This is a genomic window from Gimesia chilikensis, assembly GCF_008329715.1.
In the GTDB taxonomy this organism is placed as follows: domain Bacteria; phylum Planctomycetota; class Planctomycetia; order Planctomycetales; family Planctomycetaceae; genus Gimesia; species Gimesia chilikensis.
Genome location: NZ_VTSR01000005.1, coordinates 140,751 through 152,634 on the forward strand (window position 1 = coordinate 140,751; position 11,884 = coordinate 152,634).

General features: G+C 55.1%; 11 protein-coding genes and 1 tRNA gene. 2 read left to right on the forward strand and 10 right to left on the reverse strand.

Features of this window, described 5'->3' with window-relative positions; genetic code table 11:
• Window positions 1-57 precede the first annotated feature (57 nt).
• The 4 genes from FYZ48_RS04795 to FYZ48_RS29545 all read right to left on the reverse strand — a co-directional run bounded on the left by FYZ48_RS04795 (window position 58) and on the right by FYZ48_RS29545 (window position 5,341).
• Window positions 58-2,001 (reverse strand): M56 family metallopeptidase, encoded by a 1,944-nt coding sequence (locus FYZ48_RS04795; protein WP_149338061.1) that lies wholly within the window; start codon window positions 1,999-2,001, stop codon window positions 58-60.
• Between the two features lie 3 nt (window positions 2,002-2,004).
• Window positions 2,005-2,388 carry a BlaI/MecI/CopY family transcriptional regulator gene (locus FYZ48_RS04800; protein WP_187781871.1) on the reverse strand — a complete coding sequence of 128 codons (384 nt, stop codon included), beginning with the start codon at window positions 2,386-2,388 and terminating at the stop codon, window positions 2,005-2,007.
• Between the two features lie 155 nt (window positions 2,389-2,543).
• Window positions 2,544-3,269, reverse strand: coding sequence for an NAD(P)-dependent oxidoreductase (locus FYZ48_RS04805; RefSeq protein ID WP_149338063.1), 726 nt, complete (start codon window positions 3,267-3,269; stop codon window positions 2,544-2,546).
• Window positions 3,270-3,334: 65 nt separating this feature from the next.
• Window positions 3,335-5,341, reverse strand: a complete 2,007-nt coding sequence (locus FYZ48_RS29545) for a GDSL-type esterase/lipase family protein (protein WP_242022391.1) — start codon at window positions 5,339-5,341, stop codon at window positions 3,335-3,337.
• 239 nt (window positions 5,342-5,580) lie between these two features.
• Here FYZ48_RS29545 and FYZ48_RS04815 point away from each other — a divergent pair, with 239 nt between their 5' ends.
• A complete protein-coding gene (locus FYZ48_RS04815; RefSeq protein WP_149338065.1) occupies window positions 5,581-6,108 on the forward strand; it encodes a hypothetical protein in 528 nt (175 codons plus the stop codon).
• Window positions 6,109-6,118: 10 nt separating this feature from the next.
• On the opposite strand, the gene FYZ48_RS04820 is transcribed toward FYZ48_RS04815, so the two are convergent.
• A complete protein-coding gene (locus FYZ48_RS04820) occupies window positions 6,119-7,141 on the reverse strand; it encodes an alpha/beta hydrolase family protein (RefSeq protein ID WP_149338067.1) in 1,023 nt (340 codons plus the stop codon).
• A gap of 472 nt (window positions 7,142-7,613) precedes the next feature.
• Between FYZ48_RS04820 and FYZ48_RS04825 the strand changes: the two genes are divergently transcribed.
• Complete coding sequence (locus FYZ48_RS04825; protein ID WP_149338069.1) at window positions 7,614-7,853, forward strand: hypothetical protein; 240 nt, start codon at window positions 7,614-7,616, stop codon at window positions 7,851-7,853.
• A gap of 21 nt (window positions 7,854-7,874) precedes the next feature.
• Here FYZ48_RS04825 and FYZ48_RS04830 read toward each other — a convergent pair whose 3' ends face one another.
• The 5 genes from FYZ48_RS04830 to FYZ48_RS04850 form a co-directional block, all read right to left on the reverse strand.
• On the reverse strand, window positions 7,875-8,393 hold the full coding sequence (locus tag FYZ48_RS04830) for a hypothetical protein (protein WP_149338071.1): 519 nt from the start codon (window positions 8,391-8,393) through the stop codon (window positions 7,875-7,877).
• Window positions 8,394-8,548: 155 nt separating this feature from the next.
• Complete coding sequence (locus FYZ48_RS04835; RefSeq protein WP_149338074.1) at window positions 8,549-9,028, reverse strand: hypothetical protein; 480 nt, start codon at window positions 9,026-9,028, stop codon at window positions 8,549-8,551.
• Between the two features lie 248 nt (window positions 9,029-9,276).
• Window positions 9,277-9,351: transfer RNA gene (locus FYZ48_RS04840), tRNA-Pro, on the reverse strand.
• A 231-nt stretch (window positions 9,352-9,582) separates the two neighbouring features.
• Window positions 9,583-10,275, reverse strand: a complete 693-nt coding sequence (locus FYZ48_RS04845; protein WP_145191993.1) for a GntR family transcriptional regulator — start codon at window positions 10,273-10,275, stop codon at window positions 9,583-9,585.
• A gap of 63 nt (window positions 10,276-10,338) precedes the next feature.
• A complete protein-coding gene (locus tag FYZ48_RS04850) occupies window positions 10,339-11,856 on the reverse strand; it encodes a DUF1501 domain-containing protein (protein WP_149338076.1) in 1,518 nt (505 codons plus the stop codon).
• Window positions 11,857-11,884 lie beyond the last annotated feature (28 nt).

Here is an 11,884-nt window from a genome sequence, read left to right on the forward strand (position 1 = left end):
CAGAAAAATCAACGGCGGCCGTTTACATCTTTCGATAAGCCGATACCTGTCAACAACTTACCGGGCCTGAGGAGCGGGCGGTAGATTGGTCTGCGGTACAATCTGAATCGCGTTGAACATGGAATAATCACTGTCCGCACGGAAACTGGTCAGGGTCAGTTGCTGGCCCGTCTTGATGTCAAAATCAAAGCTGACGTACTGCACCCCTTCGCGGTAGGGCTGATTGCGATAGTTCCAGGTGCCGTCACTGGCGGTCGCTTTCTGACCGATGACGCGATTACCGACTTTGAGTTCGATTTTCGCGTTCTGATTCGGAGCATCGCCGTGCGCGAAGACATAGATCTTGTACTTCCCACCTGGCAGATCGAGTACCCTGGTCTGCAGATCGACACAGCGGCAGTTGTGATAGATGTAACCCTGAAAGATGCTGGACTGTCCCTGGATGCCCCACTCACCATCGTGCCGGGTGACACGCAGGCGAACGGTACTGGGTGTGGCATCGCTATACCGCGTGTAGTCAACCGCGGTCGTGCCGAGGTCAACCATGTTCCAGATATCCTGTGGACGCCCCACGACGCCATCGTAGTTTCCAATTCCCGGATCGTGAGCGAAGACGATATTCAGTGAACGGACCGCAGGACGGTTCGCTTCTAACACCCGGGGTTCCTGTTTTCCATTTCTGAGCATGACCTTGCCGGGAGGCTCAGGAAGAGCTTCCTGAATGCTGACCTTCGGCTGGGACTGTTGTTGGACAGGAAGCTTCGGAAGGACATCCGCTGGTCCGCCCGGAACAGATTTCTCGGGAGTGGCGGATTTCGCCTCTGTCTGCATGGGAGGCACCAGCGATTCCGCACGAGACTCGACCTGTGGTGGTTGCGGACTCGACTGTTGCGCCTGGACGGGAGCGGTGAAGACAATCGGAAAGCCAGCCAGCAGACCCGTCAGCGCGATAAAGGTGAAGCTGAGTGCCAGCCGCGTGCGGAAGCTGGCCGGACGTCGGTCGCGGGTTTCCTGCAGAATGGACTTCAGGCGGCGGGAAAACCCACTCTCTGCAGCCAGCGAGACCGCTGTCAGTTTCAAACTGCGGCTGGATCGAAACGCGGAGACCACCTGCAGCAGTTGATCTGCATAGTCAGATGCCCGGGTGCCGTGCTGCAGGACGATGTCATCGCAGGCGTGCTCGCGTTCGAGATAGAGTTTCCGTGAGGCGAACCAGACCAGGGGATGGAACCAGTAGCAGGCGTGTGTCAGTTGCACGAGCAGTTGCCAGAGACAGTCGCGACGGGCCACGTGTGCCAGTTCGTGCAGCAGGGCACAGCGGACTTCCTGTTCGGTCCAGTTCTGTGCTTCGCGGGGCAACAGAATTGATGGACGCCTTACGCCCCACGTCATGGGGAGCGAACGTTGATCGGTCGTCAACAGAGTGACGGGCTGAGAACAGTTCAGTTCACCGCGACATTGTTGCAGCAGATCAAAGAGCGGCCCCTCTGTAATGATGTTACATTGTCTGCTGAAAGCGTGGAGGCGAAACTGCAGCAGCGCCAGCCGAACCAGCATCACCAGAACTCCCGTCAGCCAGATGGCATTCCAGTGAATCCCAGTACGCGGGAGCGATGCAGCGGGGTCTTGAGCGTTCTGAAGCTGTGTATTGTCGGCTGCTGGAAGCGTCGAATGGATCGCAGGCTGTGCTGAGACTTCAGGTAAAGATCCTGGGAGCGTCTGTTGCATGCTGCTGGTCACGGGTGTGGCGAAGGTCGCTGCTGTTTCCTGAGTCGCGAGAGCCGGTCGCGGCAGCTTGGGCATACTTCCGTTGACGAAGATTAAGGCGAACACCGCCAGCAGGGCGCCGCTCCAGACAGTGTGACGAACGGCTGCACTGGCCTGTGGGAGCAGTCGCGTGGCGACCAGTGCGACGAACAAGACAACGGTCGACTTGATAATCAGGTCCAGCAGGAAATCAGGCTGCCCGATGAACGGAATGTATTGCAGAATCGTTTGCATCGCTTAGTTTCCTTTTTCTCGAGCTGCTTTAATCAGTTTGACCATTTCGCGTAATTCGTCGTCCGAGAGGGCTTCGTCATCACTGGCGAGTTGTGCTGCCAGGGCCTGCTTGAAGGAACCATCAAAAAAAGTCTGAACGACATGTTTGAGGGCTTTGGTGCCTTCCGGACGTCTGGGAGACGTGGGAGCGTAAACAAATTCACGGCCCTGCTTGTGCCGCTGGATCAGCGACTTGTCCATCAGGATGCGGAGCATGGTACGAATTGCAGTGGGGGTGGGCGGACTGGGCAGATCACTCTGGATCTCCAGCACGGTCGCTTCCCCGCGCGAATAAAGCGAATCCATGATCTGGCGTTCCCGCCGACTGAGTTGGGCCTGTTGTGACATGGGTTGTTCCCTGTGCATGGCAGCAATTGTTACGCTAATTTTTTAGCGTTTCTACAAAGCGGCGTCAATACGAAAAGCTAATTTTTTAGCGAATACATTTTTCCAAGTGTGAGATGCGTTCCTCGGGTTACCGGGACTCTCCGATCTAACCCGAGTCAGTCTCCCCGGTTATAGATCACAGGCATCTGACCCTGCCACTGTTGCCAGATTTCGTCCTGGGTCACCAGTTCCGCCATAAAATGCGCTACGTTGATGCGGCTGGTCTTGCCGGGGTTGAAGATTGCACTGCGCGTTGGTGAAGGGAAAATGTCATACGCAGTGACTTCATCCAGATTGATCAGGGAATCGGGGCGGACGGCGGCCCACTGAATTCGGTCATGGTTCTGACCGATCTGCATGCGCAGGTAGTCAGCGGCCTGTTCGTTATCCCGATGCGGGGGGACCAGAGTGCGTATAAGACCCACCACGCAGCGCTGGGCGAACGACACCGGTTCCTCAAGATCGCGGTTACTGTTGCCTGCGGTATTCATGAGCACCACGCGGACAGGCTGCGCTGTGCCTGAATCAGGAACCGCTGCACACAGCCTGCGGATCGTATCGGTGACGAGCAGCCGCGGTTTGCCGAAGATCCCCTTGAAGGTCAAGTTGTGCCCCAGGCAGGAAGCGAGCGCGGTACAGCCTGCGACATGCCGCGCCAGTTCATCGGGACTCAAGTCAAGCACGCTGGCCTGGATTTCGGTGAAGTCGGGATGTGTGGTGATGAATTCATTGAACGTACCGGTCCGGCGCACGAGGGCTTTTACGGGTTCGTTCCGTTTGAGTAACTGTTCCACGAGCAGCCGTCCGGTGGCACCGGTAGCGCCGACAACGAGGGTGGTCATACTATGAATCTCTCATGTTGATAACAGTCGGATCGCCTGCTGAGCAATCTACTTCACGCCGTTCGTTACTGTTGCGGAATGAATTTCAGTTCCGCGAGCCATTCCAGGGACTGTTTCTGCCAGGCATCCCAGGAGGGACCTTTGTAGCCGTTGAGGCCGTGTCCGCCATCGGGGAGTTCGAGCAGTTTGGATGGAATCTGCTTTTCCTGCAGGGCTGCATACAGTGCCTGGCTGTTTTTGATGGGCACCGGTTTATCGTCGACCGCGTGGGCCAGAAAGATGGGCGGTGTCTGGTCGGTAACCTGTTTTTCATTCGAGAAGAGTTCGATCATCTCTGTCGTAGGTTCGGGGCCGAGCAGATTCTTTTTCGAGCCGCCATGCGTGGTTTCTCCCATGGTAACAACGGGATAGACGAGAATCGCGAAGTCGGGACGGGAGCTTTGTCGGTCGATGGGATCCTGTGCCTGGGAATCGCCGGCATCAAAGTGTGTGGCGGCGGTGGAGGCCAGGTGCCCGCCTGCGGAGAAGCCCATGATGCCGACCTTCGCAGGATCGATGCCCCAGTCTTTCGCATGCGCGCGGGCCATGCGGATCGCCCGCTGTGCATCCATCAGCGGAACGAAGGAGCGACCGTCGGGCATGCGATACTCGAGGACGATCCCCGTCACGCCATGCCTGTTAAGCCAGGCAGCGATGCCGTGCCCTTCTCCGCCGGTGACGACGCGTTGAAATCCGCCGCCGGGACAGATGACGATGGCAGCGCCGTTCGGTTTTACCGGGCGATGCAGGGTCAGTTTCACGTCTGCCTCTTCGAACTGGTCATCACCAACCGGGGCCTTGCCGTCCCAGAGGGAAAAGACTTCGGGGGGCAGACTGGTTTCTGAGGCGGCATTGGTTTCGTCTTCGGGAATGAGCAGTGTTGAGAGCACCTGGGCATAGACGCGGTGCCCGAAGTCGTTGGGATGGTTGACGCCATTACCGGTCAGGTCCCAGTCCTGTTTGTGTTTGAAGAACTCGGTCCAGAGGGAGGTCATGTCGGCCAGAGCGACTCCCCTTTTTGTAAGCTCCGCCAGTGCGTCGCGATACTGGGGAAACAGTTCATGTTTGAGTCGAATCCAGTCCCGGTTCCCCAGCATGGGGGCGACCAGAATGAATTCTGCCCGGGGCTGTTTTTTCTGAATCTGTTCGATCAGCGCTTTGGTATTGGCTTTAAATTCTTCCGCGGATCGACCTGCTGAGTCATTCATCCCAAAGGCGATGATGACCAGGTCGGGGTCGGCCTTGACCACTTCGTCTACTTGGGTCAGGGCCCACTTCGTGTCTTTGCCGCCGACGGAAAGATTGGTCAATGCGATCCGATTCTGATAGTGGTGCTGCAGGTTCTCCTGAAGCAGTCCGAAGAATGCCGGCTGGAAGGGAGCCCCCCCGGCCCAGCCCGAGGCATTGCAGCCGGTGGAAATGCTGTCGCCCAGCAGGACGATGGAGGTTGTGTCGTGTTTCTGTAGTTTCTTGATCGTACGGGGCAGTACTTTGGCATCAAAGACCGGAGTAATCTTACTCCAGTCGACGGGTACGTGGGTATAAGTAATGCAGGTCTGCAGGTCATGGTATTCGAGTTGTCCGCCGAAGAAGATTTCGCCGTGGCCATCGCGGTGCGTCAGCTTGTGCCTTTGTGAGTTCGCGGGGCGCCGCATCTGGGTGGGAAACTTCCAGACGATGCGTGTGTTTTCGGGGAGTGTGATTTCGCGCGAACCGGGTTTCCAGTGGTAGTCGCGACCTTCTTCGTAAGTGATGTCTCCCGCGCTGTTCGTAATCTTGAGCACTTTCTGTGCTGGGAACAGTAGCGAAGCTTTCGTTTGACCCGTTCTCAAATCACGAATAAACAGCACCGATTCGCCGCGAACGGTATCGCCTTTCCAGACCGGTTCGAGCAGTTCCTCTGAGAACTGCCACTGTGGTGATGCGGGTTCCTCTGCGTGAGTGAGAGACGTCAAAGAGATCAGGGTCAACAGACTGAAGACCAGTGTTAAACAAACAAAGGGGTGACGCGCGGTGGAAATTGGCTTGAGCACGGGAATCTCCGTTAGTGAGGACTCTGAAGAACGTTCACAGGTGTCTGATAATAGCCCTTATTATAGCTGTGCACATCCCCTGTGTCTGCTCATTCTCAAAGAAGAGTTGCCCGGGAATCGAGAAGAATTCTCTTAGGATCTTTAGCCTTGCCCCGGTATGATGAATGTACCTTTCCCTCAAGTGCTCAAACGGGAACTCTCAGTTTCAAACCCAGTTTCTCCTATTCAACGGGCTCCTCATGATTCATTTCCGTTCTGTGTTCTTAACGCTGCTGATGATCCTGCTGGTAGACAACGCTGCTGTAGTGGCAGATGCGGAGAAGAAATCTGAACTTGAGCTGAAGATCACCGAGCCGAAACTGGATAATTCGGACGTGGAATGGGAAGGCAATTTCTTTGGGTTTTATCCACGCATTTCCCGGCGGGCGACCCGGTTTGCGAAACACATTTCCCCGGAAGATAAAAAATGGCTGCTGAAGAATCTGAAACATAAAGACCGGACTGCGATCTGTCATCTGCTGCTGATCGAGTACTGGGGGCCTCCTGCCGCAGAGGGTGAGATCAAGCACTCACTCTCCGCCTGGTACGGATTGACGGCAGAACTGCAGGCCTCCGGTGAAATAATCTATGACGAGGCAGACCGAGAAAAACTATTCAAACTCTGGACCAAAGTGTTGTCCGACCCCAAAAACAGATTTAAGCACGGTGAAGGTTTTCTGCTGGATCCGTTTAACCGGAAAAAGAAAAAACTGTTGGACGATCAGTAAGCCAGCCCCATTAATTTTTAACAGGCCCGGTTTTCGAAACCTCTAACTGCCATTCATCCTCGGGATCGAGTTGCTCGCGACAGGCTTTGCCCTGCAGCCACTGGCGTGCCTGTTTGCTGTCGAGCAGATAGGTATCCCAGAAAGCAGTGGTGACGGCGAGAATCGATTTGTGGTGGTTGGGATTCCGGCGTGCCAGACCGCGGCGCTGTCGTCCATCAGAAAATGCAGAGTGTTGCGCGTCGAACAGGACGAGCTCGTATTTGTCGATGCTGTCCGGCAGCCCCTGGTAGACTTCGCGGCGGTCGGCGACGGTGGTGTCGTTAATCGGTGAGGTATCTTTGGTGCCTGTCAGTAACATCCAGGGTATCGAAACCTGTCCAAAGGAGTCTGCAGGTTCCGCCCGGCCGTGAATGCTGGGGCTGAACATGACAGCGGCTTTGATGCGGGGATCGGTATAACGTTTTCCCAACAGCCGCCAGGACTGACCGCTGACGCCCTGCGTGGTGACTGCTCCATAAGAATGGCCCGACATGCCAACCCGGCTGAGGTCCATTCGCTGATGAAACTGATGTTGTGAATCAGCATTCCAGCGAGTGAGCTGATCGAGGACGGCACTCACATCCTGGTAACGGTCGACGGTATTCTGCAGGGTGGTCGCGGACTTGAGTGCCCTCAACCTCTGCAATATGGGAACGTCTTTCCAGACTGCTTCATCACTGCCGGGATGTTGCAGGTAGACCACGACAGAGCCGCGAGCCGACCAGTGCTCTCCCAGGTATTGTGAGCCGGTACGGGCGCCACCCAGACCATGACTGAATAACAGAACGGGAGCCGGCTGTTTCTTCCGGGGGAGATAAATTCGCAGGGGGATATCGCGATTTCGACTTTGATCCTGCATGGTGAGATCAATGGGAGCCGCGGATTTGCCTGACTCTGTTTTAAGGGGATCGTACTGTGCCGCCTGCGTGACAGAGATCAGTGAAAACAGGAGCCCTGAAAAAAGCAACCACAGAGAGGATCGTAAGACTTTCATGCTCTTCTCTTTCGACGGAAACAACATCTACCTGGCAAAAGTAAGCGGCTTACTGATTGAACACCAGCGATCACAGCGTGTCTCTGGAAGATAACGGGAATCCAGCGGATTCAAATCAAATTTGGCAGCAGACCTCAATATTAAACATTATTAATAATTAATGGGATTAAACGAATAATCAGGTTGACCACTAATACACAAATTCACATACTAATCTCAGACATGGTCTTCTCCGTGTCTGGCACCCTTCACCCCAACACGTTCGATGTGATTCACACCGAGACCAAAAGCTCTAAAAAACAGACACAATACATTTCTTCCTAAACTTTACGAACAGTATTGGCAGGTTCCTGTCAATTCAGAAAGAGGGTGCTCTATGCTTTCGCGTTTGTTACGTTTGTCAGGGTCGATTTTACACGGACCGTCAGGTTTATGCGCGTTTTTATTCGCGTTTCTGACGGGTCTGCTGCTGTTGTTAAATCACCTGATTTTTGTCGATGCAGAAGGAGTCACGCTTATACCGGCGAATAAGAACATTCGGGGAATGGGGCCGGTGACACGCGAGTTGATCGAGCTGACCCAGGATATAAACTGGGCCAAAAATCCGGAAAAGAAGAAACGCGTATTTGAATTGAATTCCCGACTGACGGATCCGGAGCGACAGAACAAACCTTATATCGACCCGGTCCCCTACCCGGTGCAAGTCGACTGAGGGAATAGGAATCGCTGTCTCTCAGTCTTCACCTGTGACACGATCCCGGTACGCTTCCCAACCTGCGAAACCTTGCTGCAAAAAGGCGCCCAGTTCTTCAGCAGAAGTAAGAACGAGCACGTCAGGCCAGCGGGAAGCAACCCGATCTGCCACTTCGCGCGAGGTGACCAGAGGGCGTGTCTCTTCCATCGCGGGAAGCATGACCATGTTCCCTGCCTCGGCCAGAGCATAAAGCACGTTGAGTATTTCCGTAGTCAGTTCACGCAAGGCAGCCATGCCTCCCGAGACATCTGCATCGGAGTCGAGGTGATCCATGAAAAGTCCAAAGCCGGAACCATCGGAGAAATCAAACTGGTAACAGTTGGAGTCCAGTGGCAAGGTCGCTCCATGAGACGTCAGCAATTCACGTAACGCATCACGGTCGGCCGGTGAAAGAGACTCCCCCACCGGCTTCTGCATGACTTCGCCAGTAAAAGGATTCACGGCTTCCTCGGTCTGATCACTGAGGCGAGACGTCTGGAAGAAAATATCAAAACTCATGGGAGTTCCTTTGGCTTCTGAGGGGGAGCGTGGCCTGTCTGGTTCAGGTTAGCAATCGTTTTGTGTGGTTTCAAATACTGCTACGATTTTCCGAAATGATAAACCACGAAAACACGAAGGTCTCGAAAATCAAGGCGTCCGTTTTTTAAGCCCAGTCAGCGTTTCAATGCCTCACAGATTCGGTCCAGATCTTCACTTGGTGACTCTTGGCGGGCGAAGCGGAATACGTGAGACATCCGCTTGCGCATTTCGTTGGTAATCGTGACGAATTGCCCGCTTTGCTGGATGAGATCCAAGAGCCAGTCGACGCCTCCATACTGCAGCAGTTCCCAGGGATCGTTGTGGACCATTAATTCGATAACCTGCTGGCCAATATCCTCATACTCGGTCTGAATTTTTGCGAAGCTGGTGCAGTAATCATCTCCGGTGATATAGCAGCGATCGCCAATCCAGCTGCCTACCAGCGGATGGTCTTTCACACCGGTTGCGTATTCGTTTTTGTCGAGTAACAGATAACTGAATGCCCGAGAACCAATATTATGTCCCACCGCATATTGCTTGATGTCTCGTCCCGATGGATCGATACAGAAATATTGAGATCTGGTTTCGTTGACGTAGTAGTAATAGACGCCCATGAAAGTCATTCTCCCGAAAGTCGGTTGAGAACTGAATCACGCAAGAAAATTCAGGTAAAAGCCAGGCGTCCCAGAAACTGAGCATGTGATGCTACCACCCGTAGATGATATTATGACCAGCTGCGGACTGTGTGAGGCACCGCGCATAAAAAAATCGCGAGTGAATCGCGATTTTTTTTGGTCCCGGTTTCTGATAGTTGCGTGCGAGATACAATCTCGTAAACCCTGTATCAGAAAGGGTTTAAAAGTCGGGGCGACACGATTCGAACGTGCGACCTCTTGCTCCCAAAGCAAGCGCTCTAGCCAAGCTGAGCTACGCCCCGTGACTTGTCAGTGGCACAGTTTAGAGAGACACGGAGAAGCCGTCAATGGTTCTCACTATTCTCTTCATAAAATAGGCCGGCTGAATCGGTTGGAAGGATTCCAACGGAAATGACACGAATATTTAAGACTAGATCAGCATTCAGCGGGCAGATCTTTAATGAAATTCCCGCGAACACCAACTGGGCCCCCTTTTCACCTGATAAATGGGTAGGAAAACGGTTTCCCGCCCTTTATGCCTCTTGTTCGAACAGATCGCGGACCAGGCCGATGGGGGTCTGGGCGAGGTGATCGTTCATTGCCTGGGCGGCTGCTTCCGGGTCTCCGGAGGCGAGAGCCTGAACGATCCGCAGGTGCTCTGCGTTTTCTTCCATGCGGTCGTAGTCTTTGACGTTCTGCCGTTTGTTGTGACGGACCTGTCTGAGTGTGCGATGCAGGGCTTTGTAGCGGCTGATTTCGAGCACCAGCCGTTCGCTGTCGCAGGCACGGTAAATGAGTTCGTGCAGGTAGTCGTCCCATTCCTGGGTCTTTTCCGACCAGGCCACGGTTCGCTTGGCCGTGGAAAGCTCGGTGAAGATCTGTTCCAGCTGGGCGAGTTCGTGGGGTGTGATGTGGCCGCAGGCACAGCGGGCGGCTTCACTCTCGAGAATGCGGCGGACCTGACAGATTTCGCGAAGTTCCCTGGCACCGAAGTTCCGCAGCACGGCGCCCCGATTGGGATAGATTTCGACGATGCCGATACCTTCCAGTTCGACTAGTGCCTCGCGCACGGGGGTGGCACTGACGTTCCATTCGCGGGCGAGGGACTGGACGGTCATCCGCTGGTTGGGCTGGTATTCACCCTGAAAAAACTTGAGCAGGACCTGCTGAACCAGGGTCTGGCGACGGGATCCATGCATTAACTCTTTTGAAACAACTGCAGCCATTCACTTTTACTCTTTGAAATTAAATTTACTTTTCGGTCGTAAAACTCGACTCGCTCACACTTTTCAGGCCAGGATCTCTTTCACGACGGTCCCTTCTACATCAGTGAGTCGGCGTTCGAGGCCGTTGTGATAGAAGGTCAGGCGTTCGTGATCCAGTCCGAGCAGGTGGAGAATCGTCGCGTGGAAGTCGTGGACGGTGACGACATTGTCGACGGCCTTGTAGCCGAATTCGTCCGTGGCTCCGTACGTAAAGGGGGCTTTGACGCCGGCACCGGCGAGCCAGCAGGTAAAGCCTTCGGGATTGTGGTCACGACCGCTGGCCCCCTTCTGAAAGGTGGGCATGCGACCGAATTCGGTACACCAGACGACCAGCGTGTCTTCGAGCAGACCGCGCTGTTTGAGGTCTTTGATGAGGGCCGCGGTAGGCTGGTCGAGGACCGGACCGTGGATGCTGTACTGATCCTTGATCTTTTTGTGTCCGTCCCAGTTGCTGACCCCTTCTCCGCCCGTCTGGTAGGCACCGTTGAAGAGCTGAACGAAGCGGACGCCTTTCTCGATTAAGCGGCGGGCGAGGAGACAGTTCTTCGCGTAAGCCGCTTTGAGCTGGTTTTCGCTGTCATCGATGCCGTACATATGCAGCGTGCTGGCTGATTCCTGCGAGAGATCGCTGATTTCGGGAACACTGAGCTGCATACGGGCGGCCAGTTCGTAGCTGGAAATGCGGGCCGCGAGTTCGGAATCGCCGGGAAAACGGGCCAGATGCTGTTCGTTGAGCTTTTGCAGAAAACCGCGGGTGGCACGGTCGGTTTTCGCATCGATGGACGCGGGGCGATCGAGGTTACGAATGGGCTGGGCGGCGTTGAAATCGGTTCCCTGGAAAGTAGCGGGGAGGAAGCCGGGGCCCCAGTTATTGACGGAAGCCTGCGGCGTGCCGCGGGGATCGGGGATCGCAACGTAGGACGGGAGGTCCTGATTTTCGCTACCCAGAGCGTAGCTGGTCCAGGCGCCCATACTGGGGAAGCCGTCGAGGGTGAAGCCGGTCGACATGTAGTTTTCGCCCGGGCCGTGTGTGTTGGTTTTACCTTTGATGGAATGCAGGAAGCAGATGTCGTCGGCCAGTTCCCCGAGGTGGGGCACCAGGTCGGAAATCATCTTGCCCGATTCGCCTCGCGGCTTGAACTTCCAGGGACTCTGCGTGAGGTTCCCCTGCTGCCCCTGGAAGGTGACGAGTTTGTCGCCGCCGGGCATCGGCTTGCCATGCATTTTGACGAGCGACGGCTTGTAGTCGAAGGTATCCAGATGACTGCAGGCACCGGAGCAGAAAATGACGATGACATTTTTCGCCGCGGCCGGGAAATGTGCATCGCGGGGGGCGAAGGGCTTGCCGGGATCGATTTCGGGCCGGATGGGTGCTTTGCCACCCACGGTCAACCGGGGTTCCTTCTCCGCCGCGAGCAGATGCTGTTCGGCGAGCATCGCCGAGAAGGCGATACTGCTCAAACCGCTAACGGTCTGACCGAGGAAATTTCTGCGGTTGAGCAGATGACGATTCGCGGGAAACGGGTTTTGAGGAGCGCTCATATCTGACTCTCAATGCCTGGTGAAGTTG

Bases quoted from the DNA above. Each gene is read 5' to 3' on its own strand.
- FYZ48_RS04835 (WP_149338074.1), bottom strand. From the start codon at position 9,028: ATGGGCGTCTATTACTACTACGTCAACGAAACCAGATCTCAATATTTC.
- FYZ48_RS04800 (WP_187781871.1), bottom strand. From the start codon at position 2,388: ATGTCACAACAGGCCCAACTCAGTCGGCGGGAACGCCAGATCATGGAT.
- FYZ48_RS04820 (WP_149338067.1), bottom strand. From the start codon at position 7,141: ATGAAAGTCTTACGATCCTCTCTGTGGTTGCTTTTTTCAGGGCTCCTG.
- FYZ48_RS04805 (WP_149338063.1), bottom strand. From the start codon at position 3,269: ATGACCACCCTCGTTGTCGGCGCTACCGGTGCCACCGGACGGCTGCTC.
- FYZ48_RS04850 (WP_149338076.1), bottom strand. From the start codon at position 11,856: ATGAGCGCTCCTCAAAACCCGTTTCCCGCGAATCGTCATCTGCTCAAC.
- FYZ48_RS04830 (WP_149338071.1), bottom strand. From the start codon at position 8,393: ATGAGTTTTGATATTTTCTTCCAGACGTCTCGCCTCAGTGATCAGACC.
- FYZ48_RS04815 (WP_149338065.1), top strand. From the start codon at position 5,581: ATGATTCATTTCCGTTCTGTGTTCTTAACGCTGCTGATGATCCTGCTG.
- FYZ48_RS04795 (WP_149338061.1), bottom strand. From the start codon at position 2,001: ATGCAAACGATTCTGCAATACATTCCGTTCATCGGGCAGCCTGATTTC.
- FYZ48_RS04845 (WP_145191993.1), bottom strand. From the start codon at position 10,275: ATGGCTGCAGTTGTTTCAAAAGAGTTAATGCATGGATCCCGTCGCCAG.